General features: G+C 73.3%; 1 protein-coding gene. It reads right to left on the reverse strand.

Going from position 1 to position 20502, the window contains the following annotated elements:
* Window positions 1–20502 (reverse strand): SDR family NAD(P)-dependent oxidoreductase (locus AB0F88_RS43630; protein WP_362698346.1); only part of this gene is annotated, 20502 nt, incomplete at its 3' end.

A 20502-nucleotide genomic window follows, 5' to 3' on the forward strand; every position in this document is an offset into this window, starting at 1 on the left:
GACACCCGACCAGGAGAAGGGCAGGAAGGGCCGTCCCGGCTCGGGCTCCGGCAACAGGTCACCCAGCGCGCTGGCGTGCAACACCGCGTCCAGCAACGCCGGGTGCAGCCCGAAGCGCGCCGCGTCGGCATGGGCCTGCTCGGGCAGCGCGATCTCGGCGAACACCTCACCCGGCTTCGCCCAGGCCCGTGTCACTCCCTGGAAGATCGGCCCGTACTCCAGGCCGACCGCCGCGAGATCGTCGTACAGACCATCGACCGCCACCGGCCGCGCGTCCACCGGCGGCCACTGCGCCAGCTCGAACGCCGCCACCGGTAGTGGTTCCGCGCTCAGCAGTCCCTCGGCGTGGCTCGTCCATGGGGCCGTGGGGTCGTTTTCCGGGCGCGAGTGGACCGAGACCGCCCTGCCGCCGGATTCCTCCGCGCCGACGACGACCTGGACCTGCACCCCGCCCTCGACGGCCAGCACCAGCGGGGCCTGCAGCGTCAGCTCCCGCACCAGCGGCCGGCCCACCTCGACCCCGGCCCGCAACACCAGCTCCAGCAAACCGGTACCGGGCAACAACACCGTCCCGTTCACCGCGTGATCGGCCAGCCACGGCTGCGCGGCCACCGACAGACGGCCACTGAAGACCACCGACTCACCACCGGCGACCTCCGTCACCGCACTCAGCAACGGATGATCAAGCGCACCCAGTCCGGCGGCACTCATCTCCCCGACCCCACCACGCACCGCGATCCAGAACCGCTCCCGCTGGAACGCATACGTCGGCAGATCCACCTGCCGCGCCGGGGCGAGGATCGCCGTCCAGTCCACGGTGACGCCGTGGGTGTGCAACCGGCCCAGTGCTTCGACCAGCGCTCGAACCTCGTCGCGGTCCTTGCGCGCGGTCGCGACGAACGTTCCGTCCTCGACGCTCTGCTGGGCCAGTGCGGTCAGCACCCCGTCCGGGCCGATCTCCACGAACACACCTGCCTGGCAGGCAGCCACCCCATCGGCGAACCGCACCGCTTCCCTCACATGCCGCACCCAGTACGCCGGGTCGGTCAGCAGACCGGGCTCGGCGGGCCGGCCCGTCACGTTGGAGATGATCGGGATGCTCGGCTCGGCGAAGGTCAACCCGGAGACGATCTGCTCGAATTCGGCGAGCATCGGCTCCATCAGGGGTGAATGGAACGCGTGCGAGACCCGCAGCCGTCGGGTACGGGCACTCACCAAGCCCGCGATCTCCTCCACCGCGGCCTCACTACCGGAGATCACCACGGCCTGAGGGCCGTTGACCGCCGCGATGCTCACATCCTGGCGGCCCTCCAGCAGCGGAAGGATCTCCGCCTCGGGAGCGGCGATGGCCAGCATCGCCCCGCCCTCCGGCAGCGCCTGCATCAACCGGGCGCGAGCCGTGACCAGGGCACACGCGTCGGGTAGCGAGAGCACCCCGGCCACATGCGCGGCCGCGATCTCCCCGACCGAGTGGCCCACCAGCACATCCGGAATGACACCGAGCGAGGTGAGCAGCCGGTACAGAGCCACCTCGAAGGCGAACAGCGCCGGCTGGGTCATCCCCGTCTCGGCCAGCACGCCGTCAGGATCGGAGAACATCGCCTCACGCACCGACCCCGGAAGCAGCGCGCAGACCTCCTCCAGCGCCTCGGCGAACACCGGGAACGCGGAGGCCAGCTCACGGCCCATCCCCACCCGCTGGCTGCCCTGACCGGCGAACAACATCGCCAACCGGCCGCCACCGGCCGCTTCCAACGTCCCCGTGCCCTCGGCCAGAGCACGCAGACCCGCCACCAGCTCGACCCGATCAGCGCCGACCACCGCCGCACGCTGCTCCAGCACCGCGCGACCCGTCGCCAGCGTCCAGGCCGCGTCAGCCGGGTTCAACTCCGGCTGAGCCTCCAGCCACGACGCGAGCTGCCCGGCCTGCGCCCGCAGCGCCTCCGGGGTCCTGGCCGAGAGCAGCCACGGCGTCACCGGCAGCTCAGCGCCGGAAGGCTCCGGCTCCACCACCGGACCCTGCTCGATGATCACGTGCGCGTTCGTGCCGCTGATCCCGAAGGAGGAGACCGCCGCCCGGCGCGGGCGGTCGCCGGCGTCCCAGGGACGGGCCTCGGTCAGCAGCTCCACCGCGCCCGCCGACCAGTCCACGTACGGCGAGGGCTCATCGGCGTGCAACGTCCGCGGCATGACGCCGTTGCGCAGCGCCATCACCATCTTGATCACACCGGCCACGCCGGCGGCGGCCTGCGCGTGGCCGATGTTCGACTTGATGGAGCCCAGCCACAGCGGCCGGTCCTCGGGCCGGTCCTGACCGTACGTGGCCAGCAACGCCTGCGCCTCGATCGGGTCACCCAGCACCGTTCCCGTGCCGTGCGCCTCGACCACGTCCACGTCCCCGGTCGAAAGACCGGCGTTGGCCAGCGCCTGGCGGATCACCCGCTGCTGCGCGGGACCGTTGGGGGCGGTCAGCCCGTTACTCGCACCGTCCTGGTTGATCGCGCTGCCCCGCACCACGGCCAGCACCCGGTGACCGTTGCGGCGAGCGTCCGACAGCCGCTCGACCAGCAGCACACCGATGCCCTCGCCCCAGCCGGTGCCGTCGGCCTCCGCGGAGAACGCCTTGCACCTGCCGTCCGCCGACAGGCCGCGCTGCCGCGAGAACTCCACGAAGGTACTCGGCGTGGCCATCACCGTGACGCCGCCCGCCAGGGCCAGGTCGCACTCGCCCGACCGCAGGGACTGCGCCGCCCAGTGCAGTGCCACCAGCGACGACGAGCACGCCGTGTCCACCGTGACCGCCGGACCCTCCAGGCCCAGGGTGTACGACACCCGGCCCGAGGCGACACTGCCTGAGCTGCCGGTGCCGATCAGGCCTTCCAGCTCGCCCGGCGCGTCAGAGAGCTGGGGCGCGTAGTCGTGGTACATCACCCCGGCGAAGACACCCGTCCGGCTGCCGCGCAGCCGATCGGGATTCATCCCCGCCCGCTCGATCGCCTCCCACGACGCCTCCAGCAGCAACCGCTGCTGCGGATCCGTCGCCAACGCCTCACGCGGCGAGATCCCGAAGAACCCGGGGTCGAACTCGGCGGCCTCGTACAGGAACCCGCCGTGCCTGGAGTACGAGGTGCCCCGGCTGTCCGGGTCCGGATCGTACAACTTCGCCAGGTCCCAGCCCCGATCGGTCGGGAAGTCGCCGATGGCGTCGGTGCCGGACGACACCAGATCCCACAGAGCCTCGGGCGAGGAGACGCCGCCGGGGAACCGGCAGGCCATGCCCACGATCGCGATCGGCTCGTCGGCCACCGAGACATCGGCCACGACCGCCTGCGAGACCTGACCACCGGCCAGCTCCCCTGCCAGGTAGTCCGCCACCGCCTCAGCGGTCGGGTAGTCGAAGATAAGGGTGGCCGGGAGCCTCAGCCCGGTCGCCGTGCTGAGCTGGTTGCGGAACTCGACCGCGGTGAGGGAGTCGAAACCGAGCTCCTGGAAGCGCTTGGCCGACTCGACCGCCTCCGTGTCGGAGAAGCCGAGGACCGTCGCCGCCTGGGTACGCACCAGCCGGAGAAGATCGGTCGGATCCGTCGCGGCCGTACTGGTACGTCGAATGGGCACGCGGACCAGCCCGCGAAGGGCCGCGGGGAGGGTGCCGGCGTGGGCCTGGGCCTGCAGCGCGGGGAGGTTCAGCGAGGCCGGGACCAGTACGGCGTGCTCGTGGTCGATCGCGACGTCGAACAGGGCCAGACCGTCGTCGACGGGCAGCGGCGTGATGCCGCCACGCTCAAGGCGGTTCAGGTCGGATTCGGTCAGGTCGCCCGCCATGCCACCCGAGGCCCACAGACCCCAGGCCAGCGACGTGGCCGGCAGTCCCTGCGCCCGGCGCTGCTCGGCGAGGGCGTCCAGGAAGGTGTTGGCCGCGGCGTAGTTGCCCTGGCCCGCGCTGCCCAGCACACCGGAGAGCGAGGAGAACAGCACGAACGCCGACAGGTCCAGTTCCCGGGTCAGCTCGTGGAGATACCAGGCCGCGTCGGCCTTCGGCCGCAGGACGGCGTCGAAGCGCTCCGGGGTGAGAGAGCCGACGATCCCGTCGTCCAGCACGCCCGCCGTGTGCACGACACCGGCCAGCGGGACCGACGCGACCAGCCGCGCCAGATCCTCTCGATCGCCGACGTCACAGGCCGCCACCTCCACGGAGGCGCCCAGCTCGGTCAGCTCCGCCACCAGCTCGGCGGCTCCGGGCGCCTCGGTGCCACGCCGGCTGGCCAGCAGCAGGTGCCGCACATCATGGGCCGTCACCAGGTGCCTGGCCACGACCGCGCCCAGACCACCGGTGCCACCGGTGACCAGCACCGTGCCCTCCGGACCGAACACCGGACCGGCGTCGCCGGAAAGCACCGGTTCCGCGACCGCGCGCTCGGCCACCCGGCTCAACCTCGGCACCAGGAACCGCCCGGCCCGCACCGCCACCTGCGGCTCGCCCGTGGCCAGCGCCCGGCCGACCGTGCCCTCGTCGAAGGGTTCGGTGTCCAGGTCCAGCAGTACGAACCGGCCCGGCTGCTCGGCCTGCGCCGCCCGTACCAGGCCCCACACCGCCGCCTGCGCCAGATCCGGCACCTCACCGGCCACCGCCACCACCGCGCCATGCGTGACGACGACGAGCGGCGACGCGCCCGGTTCCGCCTGCAGGGCGGCGAGGACCGCGTTCGTGGCGCGCCTGATCGCCTCGGGAACGGGCGCGTCGTCCGAAGGCACGTCGAGGAGCGCGTACGAGAGATCCGTCTGTCCGGTACGGCCGGCCTGCACCCAGTCCAGCTGGAACAGGGAGTTGTGACGCGCCGCCGACCGGTCGGCGGATCGAGGACGGAGGATGAGCGATCCGACTTCCGCGACGGCCGTCCCCGCGGTGTCCGCCACCGCCACGCCGAACACGCCGGTGCCGCCCGCCGGGGTGATGCGGACCCGCAGAGCGGTCGCCCCCTCGGCGTGCAGCGTCACGTCGTTCCAGGCGAAGGGGATGTACGGCCGGCCGGGTTCCGCGTCGGGCAGGAGCCCGGCCATCGGGATGGCGTGCAGGGAGGCGTCGAGCAGTGCCGGGTGCAGCCCGAACCGCCGGGCGTCGGCGCCGGACTGCTCCGGCAGGGCGATCTCGGCGTAGACGATGCCGTCCTGCCGCCAGGCGGCCTGGAGGCACTGGAACGTCTCGCCGTACTCCATGCCGATCGCGGTGAGGTCGGCGTAGACGTTGTCGACGTCGAGGACCTCGGCGCCGGGCGGCGGCCACTGCGCGAGATCGAAGGCGGGCGCGACGGCGGCTGCCGGGGCGAGGACGCCCTGGGCGTTCTGCCGCCAGTCCGCGGCGTCCCCGGCGCGCGAGTGGATCGTCACCTGGCGGCGGCCGGAATCGTCGGCGCCCGCGACCACGACCTGGAGCTGGAGGCCGCCACCCGCCGCCAGCACCATGGGCGATTGGAGGGTGAGCTCGTCGAGCACCGGGCAACCGGTCTCGTCCCCGGCGCGTATCGCGAGCTCGACCTGCGCCGCGCCCGGTACGACCACCTGACCGTCCACGAGGTGGTCGGCCAGCCACGGCTGCGCGGACAGGGACAGACGGCCGATGAGCGTGAGCGTGCCGGAACCGGGGGCGGGGACGACGGCGGTCAGCAGCGGATGGTCCACCGCCACCAGGCCGCCGCCGGAGGCGACCTCAGCGGTGGCGTCGAGCCAGTAGCGACGGCGCTGGAAGGCGTAGGTGGGAAGCTCGATGTGCCTGGTGGGCACCGAGGCGAAGTAGGTGTCCCAGTCGACCATGACGCCGTGGGTGTGCAGCCGGCCCAGTGCCTCGACCAGTGCCCGGACCTCGTCTCGGTCCTTGCGCGCGGTCGCGACGAAGGCGCCGTCCTCGACGCTCTGCTGGGCCAGACCGGTCAGCACCCCGTCGGGACCGATCTCCACGAACACACCCGCCTGGCACGCGGCCACCCCGTCGGCGAAGCGCACCGCCTCCCGCACGTGCCGCACCCAGTACGCCGGGTCGGTCAGCAGACCGGGCTCGGCGGGACGACCGGTCACGTTGGACACGACCGGAATGCTCGGCTCGCTGAAAGTCAGCCCGGAGACGATCTGCTCGAATTCGGCGAGCATCGGCTCCATCAACGGCGAATGGAACGCGTGCGAGACCCGCAACCTGCGCGTCCGCGCGCTCACCAAGCCCGCGATCTCCTCCACCGCGGCCTCGCTACCGGAGATCACCACGGCCTGAGGGCCGTTGACCGCCGCGATGCTCACGTCCTGGCGGCCCTCCAGCAGCGGAAGGATCTCCGCCTCGGGGGCGGCGATGGCCAGCATCGCCCCGCCCTCCGGCAGCGCCTGCATCAACCGGGCGCGAGCCGTGACCAGGGCACACGCGTCGGGCAGCGACAGCACCCCGGCCACGTGAGCGGCGGCGATCTCCCCCACCGAGTGGCCCACCAGCACATCCGGGGTCACCCCGAATGAGGCCAGCAGCCGATACAAAGCCACCTCGAAGGCGAACAGCGCCGGCTGGGTCATCCCCGTCTCGGCCAGCACCTCGTCCGGACCGGAGAACATCGCCTCGCGCACCGACCCCGGAAGCAGCGCGCAAATCTCCTCCAGCGCGTCCGCGAACACCGGGAACGCGGAGGCCAGCTCACGGCCCATCCCCACCCGCTGGCTGCCCTGACCGGCGAACAACATCGCCAACCGGCCACCACCGGCCGCTTCCAACGTCGCGGTACCGTCGGCCAGAGCACGCAGACCCGCCACCAGCTCGGCCCGATCCGCGCCGACCACCACCGCGCGCTGCTCCAGCACCGAACGGGCCGAGACCAGCGCCTTGCCGACGGTGGTCGGCGGGACGTCGTCCTGTGACGCCCAGTCCGCGAGCCGGGCGGCCTGCGCCCGGAGGGCCTCGCCGTCGTTGGCGGAGATCAGCCACGGGACGACGGGCAGTTCGGCGTCGTCGGCGGGTACGGTGGCGGCCGGGTTCTGCTCGATGATCACGTGTGCGTTCGTGCCGCTCACGCCGAAGGACGAGACACCGGCCCGGCGCGGACGGTCCTCCACATCCCACGAACGAGGCTCGGTCAGCAGCTCCACCGCGCCCGCCGACCAGTCCACGTGCGGCGACGGCGCGTCAACGTGCAGCGTCCGGGGCAGCGTCCCGTGCCGCATCGCCATCACCATCTTGATGACGCCGCCGACACCCGCGGCGGCCTGGGTGTGACCGATGTTGGACTTCAACGACCCCAGCCACAGCGGCCGGTCCTCGGGACGGTCCTGACCGTAGGTGGCCAGGATGGCCTGCGCCTCGATCGGGTCACCCAGCACCGTTCCGGTGCCGTGCGCCTCGACGGCGTCCACGTCCGCCGTCGACAGTCCCGCGTTGGCCAGCGCCTGGCGGATCACCCGCTCCTGTGCCGGGCCGTTCGGGGCGGTCAGGCCGTTGCTCGCGCCGTCCTGGTTGATCGCGCTGCCCCGCATGACGGCGAGGACCTGGTGGCCGTTGCGGCGAGCGTCCGACAGCCGCTCGACCAGCAGCATGCCGACACCCTCGCCCCAGCCGGTGCCGTCGGCCTCCGCGGAGAACGCCTTGCACCTGCCGTCCGCCGCGAGCCCGCGCTGCCGGGAGAACTCGATGAAGACGCTGGGCGTGGCCATGACGGTCACACCGCCGGCCAGCGCCAGGTCGCACTCGCCCGAACGCAGGGACTGCGCGGCCAGGTGGAGCGCCACCAGCGACGACGAGCACGCCGTGTCCACCGTGACCGCCGGGCCCTCCAGCCCGAAGGTGTAGGCGACCCGGCCGGAGGCGATGCTGCCCGCGCTGCCGTTGAGGACGAAACCCTCGAAGCCCTCGGGCGCGTGCGGCAGGCGGCCGCCGTAGTCGTGGTACATCACCCCGGCGAAGACGCCCGTCCGGCTGCCGCGTATCGCCTTCGGGCTGATCCCCGCCCGCTCGATCGCCTCCCACGAGGTCTCCAGCAGCAACCGCTGCTGCGGGTCCATCGCGGTGGCCTCGCGCGGCGAGATGCCGAACAGGGCGGCGTCGAACCGGTCGGCGTCGTGGAGGAAGCCGCCTTCGCGCGCGTAGCTCGTACCGGCGTGGGCGGGATCGGGATCGTAGAGCCGCTCCAGGTCCCAGCCACGGTTGTCGGGGAAGGTGCTGATCGCGTCGTCGGCCCGGACGAGGAGTCGCCACAGGTCGTCGGGAGAGACCACGCCGCCGGGGTAGCGGCAGGCCATGCCCACGATCGCGATGGGCTCGTCCGCGGGACCGGTGTGGGCGCTCACCTGGTCGGCGCGCGAGGCTCCGGTGAGCTGCTCGTGCAGGTGCTCGGCGAGCGCGTCCGTGGTGGGGAAGTTGAACAGCAGGGTGGCGGGCAGCCGCAGCCCGGTGGCGGCATTGAGCCTGTTGCGCAACTCGACGGAGCTCAGCGAGTCGAAGCCGAGATCCTTGAAGGCCGCCTCGGCGTCCACGGCGTCGGCGTCGGTGTGCCCGAGCACGAGCGCGATGTTCGTCCTGATGAGCGAGAGCAGTGCCGCCTTGTCGGCTCCCGACCGCACGGGCCTGGCCGTCGCGGCGCGCCGCGCCTGGGGCTTGACCAGCGCCCGGAAGACCGCGGGGATCTCGTCCTGGCGGCGCAGTGCCGCGGTGTCGAGGCGGGCGGGAATCTGCACTTCCCTGTCGAGCGTGAGGGCCGTGTCCAGCAGGGCCATGCCCTGCGCCGCCGGGAGCGGCGCGAGCCCGATCCTGCCGAGCCGGGCCACGTCGGCCTGGCTGAGCGCGCCCGCCATGCCGTTGTCGGTCTCCCACAGCCCCCAGGCCAGGGAGAGGGCGGGCAGCCCCTGCGCACGGCGGTGCGAGGCCAGCGCGTCCAGGTAGGCGTTGGCCGCGGCGTAGTTCGCCTGGCCGGCGCTGCCGACGATGCCGGCGATGGAGGAGTACATCACGAAGAACGACAGGTCGAGGTCGCCGGTGAGCTCGTGCAGGTACCAGGCCGCGTCCGCCTTCGGCGCGAAGACCCGGTCGATCCGCTCCGGGGTCAGCGACATCACGGCACCGTCGTCGACGACTCCGGCCAGATGGATCACACCGGTCAGCGGCCGGTCGTCGGGAACGGCCGCCAGCAGGGCGGCGAGCTCGGCCCGGTCGGACACGTCGCAGGCGGCGATCGTGACCTGCGCGCCGAGCGACGTGAGCTCGGCCAGCAGTTCGTCGGCTCCGGGTGCCGCCGGGCCGCGGCGACCGGCCAGCAGCAGGTGCCGGACCCCGTGCTCGGTGACGAGCCTGCGCGCGGCCAGGGTGGCGAGCTCGCCGGTGCCGCCGGTCAGCAGTACCGTGCCCGCCGGAGGCTCGGAGGAGCGTTCGATCGCCGGCGCGTTCGCCGCCGGTACGATCCGCGGCACGAGGACCGTGCCGGACCGCAGGGCGAGCTGTGGCTCGCCGCAAGCGCAGGCGCGCAGCAGCGCGGCTTCCGAGTCGGGGTGGCCGTCGGTGTCCAGGAGGACGAACCGCCCGGCGTGCTCGGACTGGACGGATCGGATCAGCCCCCAGACCGGGGCGGTGGACAGGTCGGGTACCTCCCCCTCGGCCGCGCCGACCGCGCCGCTGGTCACCACCACCAGCTGCGACCGCGCGAGCCGCTCGTCCGCGAGCCATTCCTGGACGAGCGCCAGCACCTCGTACGTCCGCTCGCGGCCCACACCGGCCGGGACGCGCACGAGGACCTGCTCCGCGCCGATTCCCTCCTCCAGGGAGGAGAGATCGCGGAGTTCCACCACTCGTCCGGGTTCCGCCCCACCGGCTCGTACGCTCACCCAGTCCAGCACGTACGGCGTGCGCTCCGGAGACAGTTCCGTCGCCACGGGCCTGACCACCAGGGAGTCCACCGTGAGGATCGGCGCGCCGGTGTGGTCGGCGACGCTCAGCGAGAGCTCGCCCGGCCCCTTGGCGGTGGTCCGTACCCGCGCCGTGGTCCCGCCCGCTCCGTGCGCCGAGACGCCGGACCAGGCGAAGGGCAGGAACGGGTGGCCGGGCTCGCTGGACGGCAGGAGATCGCCGAGCGTGATGGAGTGCAGTACCGCGTCGAGGAGGGCGGGGTGGAACCCGAACCGCTCCGCGCCCGCCTGTACGTGGTCGGGCAGGACGATCTCGGCGTAGACGGCGCCGTCCCGCTGCCAGGCGCTCACCAGGCCCTGGAAGGCGCTGCCGTACTCCAGGCCTGTGACGGCCAGGTTGTCGTAGAGGTCGTCGATGTCGACGGACCGCGCGCCGGGCGGCGGCCACTGCGCCAGGTCGAAGCCGGGTGCGGCGGCGGCGGGGCCGAGCGTCCCCTGGGCGTGCCGCTGCCAGGTGGTCGTGCCTTCGGGCCTGGAGTACAGGGCCAGGCCGCGCCGGCCGCCGTCGTCGGGGGCGTCGATGACGACCTGAAGCTGGACGGGGTGGTCGTGCGTGAGGACGAGGGGGGCCTGCAGGGCCAGCTCGGAGACCGTCTCGCAGTCCTCGATCTCGGCCGCGGCACGCAGCGCTATCTCGAGGAAGCCCGTGCCGGGAAGGATGGCCGTGCCGTTGACCGCGTGGTCGGCGAGCCAGGGCAGCGTGGTCAGGGAGAGCCGCCCGGTGAGCGTGAGGCTGTCGCCGTCGGGGGCCGGGATGGTGGCGCTGAGGATCGGGTGGTCGACGGCGCTGAGCCCGGCCGCTGCCACGTCGCTGCCGGATCTGCCTGATTCCAGCCAGTAGCGCTGGTGCTGGAAGGCATAGGTCGGCAGGTCGATCTGCCGTGCCGGGGTGAGGATCGCCGTCCAGTCCACGGTCACACCGTGGGTGTGCAACCGGCCCAGTGCCTCGACCAGTGCTCGGACCTCGTCGCGGTCCTTGCGCGCGGTCGCGACGAAGACGCCGTCCTCGACGCTCTGCTGGGCCAGACCGGTCAGCACCCCGTCCGGGCCGATCTCCACGAACACGTTCGCCTGGCAGGCAGCCACCCCGTCGGCGAAACGCACCGCCTCCCGCACATGCCGCACCCAGTACGCCGGGTCGGTCAGCAGACCCGGCTCGGCGGGACGACCGGTCACGTTGGACACGACCGGGATGCTCGGCTCGGCGAAGGTCAACCCGGAGACGATCTGCTCGAATTCGGCGAGCATCGGCTCCATCAACGGCGAGTGGAACGCGTGCGAGACCCGCAACCTGCGCGTCCGCGCACTCACCAAGCCCGCGATCTCCTCCACCGCGGCCTCGCTACCGGAGATCACCACGGCCTGAGGACCGTTGACCGCGGCGATGCTCACATCCTGGCGCCCTTCCAGCAGCGGAAGGATCTCCGCCTCGGGAGCGGCGATGGCCAGCATCGCCCCACCCTCCGGCAGCGCCTGCATCAACCGAGCCCGAGCAGAGACCAACGTGCAGGCGTCGGCCAGCGACAGCACCCCGGCCACGTGAGCGGCCGCGATCTCCCCGACCGAGTGGCCCACCAGCACATCCGGAGTCACACCCAGCGAGGTGAGCAGACGGTACAGAGCCACCTCGAAGGCGAACAGCGCCGGCTGGGTCGTCCCCGTCTCGGCCAGCACGCCGTCAGGATCGGAGAACATCGCCTCACGCACCGACCCCGGCAGCAGCGCGCAGACCTCCTCCAGCGCCTCGGCGAACACCGGGAACGCGGAGGCCAGCTCACGACCCATCCCCACCCGCTGGCTGCCCTGACCGGCGAACAACATCGCCAACCTGCCACCACCGGCCGCTTCCAACGTCCCCGTACCGTCGACCAGGGCACGCAGACCGGCCACCAGCTCGGCCCGGTCGGCGCCCACCACCGCCGCACGCTGCTCCAGCACCGCGCGACCGCTCGCCAGCGTCCAGGCGACATCGACCGGCTCCAGCTCCGGCCGCTCCTCCACCCACGACGCGAGACGGGAAGCCTGCGCCCGCAGCGCCTCCGGGGTCCTGGCCGAGACGAGCCACGGCGTCACCGGCAGCTCAGCGCCGGAAGGCTCCGGCTCCGCCGCCGGACCCTGCTCGATGATCACGTGCGCATTCGTGCCGCTCACCCCGAAGGACGACACCGCCGCCCGGCGCGGGCGGTCGCCGGCGTCCCACGAACGAGCCTCGGTCAGCAGCTCGACGGCACCCGCCGACCAGTCCACGTGCGGCGACGGCTCCTCGGCGTGCAACGTCCGCGGCATGACGCCGTTGCGCAGCGCCATCACCATCTTGATCACGCCACCGACACCGGCGGCCGCCTGCGCGTGACCGATGTTCGACTTCAACGACCCCAGCCACAGCGGCCGGTCCTCGGGCCGGTCCTGACCGTAGGTGGCGATCAGCGCCTGCGCCTCGATCGGGTCGCCCAGCACCGTTCCGGTGCCGTGCGCCTCGACCACGTCCACGTCCCCGGTCGAAAGACCGGCGTTCGCGAGCGCCTGGCGGATCACCCGCTGCTGCGCGGGACCGTTGGGGGCGGTCAGGCCGTTGCTCGCGCCGTCCTGGTTGATCGCGCTGCCGCGGACCACGGCCAGCACCCGGTGACCGTTGCGCCGGGCGTCCGAGAGCCGCTCGACCAGCAGCACACCGACGCCCTCGGCCCAGCCGGTGCCGTCGGCCGACGCGGAGAACGCCTTGCACCGCCCGTCCGCCGACAGGCCACGCTGCCGCGAGAACTCCACGAACGTGCCGGGCGAGGCCATCACCATCACGCCGCCCGCGAGCGCCAGGTCGCACTCGCCCGTACGCAGTGCCTGCGTGGCCAGGTGCAGCGCGACGAGCGACGACGAGCAGGCCGTGTCGACCGTGACCGCGGGACCCTCCAGGCCCAGGCTGTAGGACACCCGGCCGGAGGCGACGCTGGCCAGGCCGCCGGTGAGAAGGTATCCCTCCACGGACTCCGCGCCCTCGAAGCGCCGCGGCCCGTACTCCATCGGGGCGATGCCGGTGAACACTCCGGTCTGGCTTCCCCGCAGCTCCGCCGCGTCGATGTCGGCGTGCTCGATCGCCTCCCATGACGCCTCCAGCAGCAGGCGCTGCTGCGGATCCATCGCCAACGCCTCACGCGGCGAGATCCCGAAGAAGCCCGCGTCGAACTCGGCCGCGTCGTAGAGGAACCCGCCGTACCGGGTGGAGGAGGTGCCCCGGTCGTCCGGGTCGCCGGAGAACAGCCGGTCCAGGTCCCAGCCCCGGTCGGTGGGGAACTCGCCGACCACGTCGGCACCGGCGGCCACCAGGTCCCACAGGTCCTCGGGGGAGTACACCCCGCCCGGGAACCGGCAGGCCATCCCCACGATCGCGATCGGCTCGTCGTATCCGGCCGTCCGGACCGCCGAGGACGCCGAGGGCGCCGCCGTGGTGTCGCCCAGCAGTTCCGCCCGCAGGTACTCCGTCAGCACCGCCGGCGACGGGTAGTCGAACAGCAGCGAGCTCGGCAGCCGCAGGCCGGTGGCCGCGTTGAGCCTGTTCCTGAGCTCGACCGCGGTCAGCGAGTCGAAGCCCGCGTCCTTGAACGCGCCCGTCGCGCTGATCACGTGCGGCGTCACGTGCCCGAGCACCAGGGCCGCCTGGCCGCGGACCAGGTCGAGGAGCGTGCGTTCCTGCTCCTCCGGGCTCATCTCGCGCAGGAGCTGCCCGAGGGCCACGTCGCCGGACGCACCGGCCGCGCGGCGCTCGATCGGCTTGCGCAGCAGGCCGCGCAGCATCGCGGGCGCCGGGTCGGCGACCTTCGCGAGGCTCAGCCGCGCGGGAAGCGCCGTCTCCGCCGACGCGGCGAGCGCCGCGTCGAAGAGCGCGAGCGCCTGGTCCGGCGGCATGGGGGCGACGCCCAGCCGCGCCCACCGCGCCAGGTCGGCCGTGGCGAGCGTCGCCCCCATGCCGCCGAACTCCGAGGAGTTGTCCCACAGGCCCCACGCGAGCGCCGTCGCGGGCAGGCCGAGCGTGCGGCGGTGCCGGGCCAGGCCGTCCAGGAACCCGTTGGCCGCGGCGTAGTTGGCCTGGCCCGCGCTGCCCAGCGTGCCCGCGCACGACGAGAACAGCACGAACGCCGACAGGTCGCGGTCGCGGGTCAGCTCGTGCAGGAGCCAGGCGGCCTCGGCCTTGGTCCGCCACACGGCGTCGAGCCGTTCCGGGCTCAGGGCCGAGACGACGCCGTCGTCCAGGACGCCGGCGATGTGCACGACCCCGGTCAGCTCCCGGCAGGAGTCGACGAGCGAGGCCAGCGCGTCGCGGTCGGACAGGTCGCACGCGGTCAGCTCGACCCGCGCGCCGAGCGCGGTCAGCTCGGCCGCCAGCTCGACGGCCCCGGCCGCCCTCGGGTCGCGGGTGGGCAGCACGAGGTCGCGCACGCCGTGCGCGGTGACGAGGTGGCGGGTGACCACTCGTCCCAGCCCGCCCGTGCCGCCGGTGACCAGGACGGTGCCGCCGGGTGTCCACGGCGCCTCCCCCGGCGGCAGGTCGCGCCCGGCCAGCCGGGGAACGAAGATCCTTCCGTTTCGCACCGACAGCTGCGGCTCGTCGTAGGCGAGGGCTGCGGCGACGGCGTCCTGCGAGGCGCCGTCGTGGTCGAGCAGCACGAACCGGCCGGGGTACTCGGTCTGCGCGGACCGCACCAGGCCCCAGACGGCCGTCGCGGCCGGGTCGGTCTCCTCGCCGGTCGCGCCCCTGGTGAGGATCACCAGCCGCGAGGACGAGGGGTGGTCGCCGGCGAGCCGGTCCTGGACGGCGGAGAGCACGCGCAGCACGGCCGCGCGTGCCCGCGCCGTCTCGTCCCGCCCGCCCGTCTCGTCCTCGTCCGCCCAGTCCTCCGCCCAGTCCAGGAACACGTCGTCGGAGGCCGGGGCGCCGCCGGTGGCCGGCACCGGGACCCAGTCGACCGCGAACAGCCCGACGTGTTCCGTGGGCACGCCGCCGGGGCCGCCGGTCTCCAGCCAGTACCGCTCGCGCTGGAAGGCGTAGGTGGGCAGCTCGATGTGACCTGCGGGCACCGAGGCGAAGTAGGTGTCCCAGTCGACGGCGGTGCCGCAGGCGTGGAGCCGGCCGAGGGCCTGCACGAAGGTGCGGGTCTCCTCGCGTTCCTTACGCGCGGCCGCGACGAACACGCCGTCGGCGAGCGTCTGCTGGGCCAGGCCGGTCAGGATGCCCTCGGGCCCGACCTCGAGGAAGACGCTCGCCTCGGTGGCGCCGATCGCGTCGGCGAAGCGGACCGGCCGCCGCACGTGCTCGACCCAGTACCGGGCGTCGGTGAGCTGCCCGGGGGTGGTGAGGCCGCCGGTGACGGCGGAGACGACCGGGATGCGGGGCTCGTGGTAGGTGACGGTGGCCGCGATCCGCCCGAACTCGTCGAGCATCGGCTCCATCAGCGGCGAGTGGGAGGCGTGCGAGACCCGCAGCCGGCGCGTGCGCACGGTGACCCGCTGGGCGATCTCCTCGACCACGGACTCGACGCCGGAGATCACCACCGAGGTGGGCGCGTTGACGGCCGCGATGGCGACCTGGTCCTCGCGCCCCTCGACGAACGGCAGCACGTCGGCTTCCGACGCGGCGATCGCGAGCATCGCCCCGCCCGGGGGAAGCGCCTGCATCAACCTGGCCCGTGCCGCGACCAGCGTGCAGGCGTCGGCCAGGGAGAAGACTCCCGCCACGTGGGCGGCGGCGATCTCGCCGACGGAGTGGCCGGTCACGACGTCCGGCCTGACGCCCAGGGAGTCCAGCAGGCGGGAGAGCGCGACCTCGAAGGCGAAGAGGGCGGGCTGGGTCATCAGCGTCTCGTCGAGCACGCCGCCGGGGTCGGCGAACATCGTCTCGCGGAGCGGGTACGGCAGCAGCGTGTCCAGCAGGGCGCAGATCTCCTCCAGCGCCTCGGCGAACACCGGGAAGGCGGCGGCCAGGTCGCGGCCCATGCCCAGCCGCTGGCTGCCCTGCCCGGTGAACAGCAGGGCCAGCCTGCCGCCGTGGCCGCTGCCGGTCACCACGTCAGGCGTCGCCGTACGCCCGGCCAGTGCCCGAAGGCCCGCCAGCAGCTCCTCGCGGTCGGCGCCGACGACCACCGCGCGCTGTTCCAGCAGCGCGCGGTCACCGGCCAGGGCGGCGCCGGTCGCGGCGATCGGCGTGTCCGGCGTCATCCATGAGGCGAGCTGCCCGGCCTGCGCCCGCAGCGCCTCCGGGCTCTTCGCGGAGATCAACCAGGGCGTGACGGGCAGCTCGACACCGTCGGTGTCCGTGTCCGGCTCCTGGGGCCCCTGCTCGATGATCACGTGTGCGTTGGTGCCGCTGATGCCGAAGGAGGAGATCGCCGCCCGGCGCGGGCGGTCCTCGGCGTCCCACGAGCGGGCCTCGGTCAGCAGCTCGACGGCGCCGGCCGTCCAGTCCACGTGCGGCGACGGCTCCTCGACGTGCAGCGTGCGCGGCAGCGTCCCGTGCCGCATCGCCATCACCATCTTGATCACACCGCCGACACCGGCGGCGGCCTGGGCGTGACCGATGTTGGACTTCAGCGACCCCAGCCACAGCGGCCGGTCCTCGGGCCGTTCCTGGCCGTACGTGGCAAGGATGGCCTGGGCCTCGATCGGGTCGCCGAGCATGGTCCCGGTGCCGTGGGCCTCGACCGCGTCGACGTCGGCCGCCGACAGATTCGCGTTCGCCAGGGCCTGGCGGATCAGGCGCTGCTGGGAGGGGCCGTTGGGGGCGGTCAGGCCGTTGCTCGCGCCGTCCTGGTTGATCGCGCTGCCGCGCATGACGGCGAGGACCCGGTGGCCGTTGCGCTCGGCGTCCGAGAGCCGCTCGACGAGCAGCATGCCGATGCCCTCGGCCCAGCCGGTGCCGTCGGCCTCCGCGGAGAACGCCTTGCACCTGCCGTCCGGCGACAGGCCGCGCTGGCGGGAGAACTCCACGAACATGCCGGGCGAGGCCATCACGGTCGCGCCGCCGGCGAGTGCGAGGTCGCAGTCGCCCGACCGCAGCGACTGCGCGGCCAGGTGGAGCGCCACCAGCGACGACGAGCACGCCGTGTCCACCGTGACGGCCGGGCCCTCGAATCCGAACGAGAACGCCACGCGTCCGGAGATCACGCTGCTGGTGGTCCCGGTCAGGACGTAGCCCTCGGCGTTCCCGGTGGCCTCGTGCAGCCTCGGGCCGTAGTCCTGGGCCGTCGCGCCGGCGAACACCCCGGTGCGGCTCCCGCGCAACCGGCCGGGGTCGATCCCGGCCCGCTCGATCGCCTCCCACGAGGTCTCCAGCAGCAGCCGCTGCTGCGGGTCCATGGCCAGCGCCTCGCGCGGCGAGATGCCGAAGAAACCGGGGTCGAACTCCGCCGCCCCGTACAGGAACCCGCCGTGCCGGGCGTAGGACGTGCCGCTGCTGCCGGGGTCCGGGTCGTACAGCCCGCCCAGGTCCCAGCCGCGGTCGACGGGGAACTCCCCGATCGCGTCCCCTTCCGAGATCACCAGCTTCCACAGGTCGTCGGGAGAGACCACGCCGCCGGGGAACCGGCATGCCATGCCGACGATCGCGATCGGCTCGTCGTGGCCCACGGCCCGTTCCACGGCCGGCGCCGGCGCGGAGTCACCCGTCAGCTCCGCGCGCAGGAACGCGGCGAGCGCTGCCGGCGTGGGGTGGTCGAACAGCAGCGAGGTCGGCAGCGGCAGGCCGGTGGCGGTGTTGAGCCTGTTCCTGAGCTCGACCGCGCTGTAGGAGTCGAATCCGAGCGCCTTGAAGGCGGTGCCGGCGTCCACGGTCGCGGTGGTGGCGTGGCCGAGCACGAGCGCGACGCAGGTCCGTACGAGGTCGAGGAGAACCTGCTCCCGCTCCGGCCCGGACAGCCCGGCCAGGCGGCCGGTGAGCGGCCGGGTGTCGTCGGCGCCGGCGGCGGGCGCCGGCGGGGCGGTGTCGGTGAGCCAGTGGCGCGTGCGCTGGAAGGCGTAGGTGGGCAGCTGGACGCGGCGGGCGCCGGGGAACATCGCCTCCGCGTTCACCTCGGCGCCACCGGCCTGCAGCGCGGCGAGCGCGAGGCCGGCGGTGAGAGGTTCCGGCCGTCCGTCCCGCAGCGTGGTGACGAACCGCGCGCCGGCGTCCGGCGGCAGGCACTGCTGTCCCATCGCGGTCAGGACGGCGCCCGGGCCGATCTCCACGAACGTGCTCGTGCCCGCGGCCGCCAGTGCCCGGATACCGTCGCCGAACCGCACGGCCTCGCGCACGTGCCTGACCCAGTGGTCGGGCGAGCACAGTTCCCGGGCGGACGCGGTGGCGCCGGTGAGGTTGGACACGATCGGGATGACGGGCTCGTGGTAGGTGAGCGACTCGGCCACCCGCCGGAACTCCGCCAGCATCGGGTCCATCAGCGGCGAGTGGAAGGCGTGGCTGACGCGCAGGCGGCGGACCTTGCGCCCGCGCCCGCGCATCTCCTCGGCGATCTCGGCGACGCGGCTCTCCGCGCCGGAGACGACCACGGACTCCGGCCCGTTGATCGCGGCGATGCTCGCCGAGGCGTCGAGGAGGGGAAGGATCTCCTCCTCCGTGGCCTGGACGGCCACCATCATGCCGCCGGCCGGCAGGTCCTGCATCAACCTGCCGCGCGCCGCGACCAGGGCGCAGGCGTCCTGCAGCGACAGCACTCCGGCGACGTGCGCGGCGGCGATCTCGCCGATGGAGTGGCCGATGAGCCGGTCGGGGCGGATGCCCCAGTGCTCGTACAGCCGGGTGAGGGCGACCTCGAAGGCGAAGAGCGCGGGCTGGGTCGTCCCCGTCTCGTCGAGCCGCCCGCCGGGGTCGGTGAACATCGCTTCGAGCAGGTCGCCCTCGAAGCGGGCGGCGACCTCGTCGAGGGCCCGCGCGAAGACGGGGTAGGTGTCGTACAGCTCCCGTCCCATGCCGCGACGCTGGCTGCCCTGCCCCGCGTAGAGGAAGGCGATCTCGCCGGTGCGCGGCCGGCCCGTCACGATCTCGGCGGCGAGCTCGCCGCGGGACAGCTGCCCGAGGACGTCGGCCAGACGCTCCGGCTCGTCCACGACGACGCTCGCCCGGAACGGGAACGCCGTGCGCGTCGCGGCCAGCGAGTAGGCGACGTCCACGGGATCGGCGTCGGGGGTGGCGAGCAGGTGCTCGCGCAGCCGTACGGCCTGGCCGCGCAGCGCGGCCTCGCTCTGCCCGGACAGCGGCACGATCAGCGGCCCGGCGGGAGACGCCGACGGTACGGACGGCTCGGATGACTCGGGCGGCGCGGGCAGCTCCCGCGGGCACTCCGCGAGCACCATGTGGCAGTTGGCGCCGCCCATGCCGAACGAGCTGACCCCGGCCACCAGCGGCACGTCGGCGCGCGGCCAGGGGCTCAGCTCCGTGTTGACCCGGAGGTTGAGCTCGTCGAGGGGGATCCGCGGGTTGGGCGTCTCGAAGTTCAGCGACGCGGGCAGCTCGCGGTGCCTGATGGCCAGCGCGGTCTTCAGGAGGCCGACGATCCCCGCGGCCCCTTCGAGGTGGCCGACGTTGGTCTTGGCCGAGCCGACGAGCAGCGGCGCGCCCGGCTCCCTCGCGGCGCCGATGGCGGTGCCGAGCGCGCGTGCCTCGACGGGGTCGCCGACCCGGGTGCCCGTGCCGTGCAGTTCCACGAACTGGACGTCGGCGGCGCTCACCCCGGCACGCTCGCAGGCCAGGCGGATGACCTCCTCCTGGGCGTGCTGGTCGGGAACGGTGAGGCCCTCGCCGCCGCCGTCGTTGTTGACCGCGCTGCCCGCGATCACGCAGTACACCCGGTCGCCGTCGGCGAGCGCGCGGGCCAGCGGCTTGAGCACGACGATCCCGCCGCCCTCGCCGCGCACGTAGCCGTTGGCGCGCGCGTCGAAGGTGAAGCATCTGCCGTCAGGGGACAGGGCGCCGAACCTGGCGGCGGCCAGCGTGCTGTCGGGGGTGATGTTGAGGTTGACGCCGCCGACGATGGCGAGCCCGGACTCGCCGTTCCGCAGGCTCTCGCACGCCAGGTGCACGGCGGTCAGCGAGGCCGACTGCGCCGAGTCGACGGTCAGGCTGGGGCCCTGCAGCCCGAGGGTGTAGGAGATCCGGTTCGCGAGCAGGGCGCGGCTGAGGCCGGTCAGGCTGTGGCGGGACACGTTGCCCTGGAGCAGCTGGGCGTAGTCGCCGGCCATGGCGCCGATGTAGACGCTCGTGCCGGTGTCGCGCAGGCTCTCCGGGACGATGCCCGCGTCCTCGAGCGCCTCCCAGCTCAGCTCCAGGACCAGCCGCTGCTGGGGGTCCATCATCGCGGCCTCGTTCGGCGCGATGCCGAAGAACTCGGCGTCGAACTCGGCGATTCCGTCGATGAAACCGCCGCGCATCGAACTGGTCTCCGGCGAGTTCCACCGGCCGCTCGGCACCTCGGTGATGGCGTCACGGCCATCGCGAAGCAGCCGCCAGAATGATGCGGGATCGGGTGCGTGGGGAAGGCGACAGGATATGCCGACGATCGCCACCGCGTCGTCGGAGAAAATACGGGAGGAGAGTTCGAATTGCAT

It is taken from the genome of Streptosporangium sp. NPDC023963 (assembly GCF_040639135.1).
Taxonomy (GTDB): Bacteria; Actinomycetota; Actinomycetes; order Streptosporangiales; family Streptosporangiaceae; genus Streptosporangium.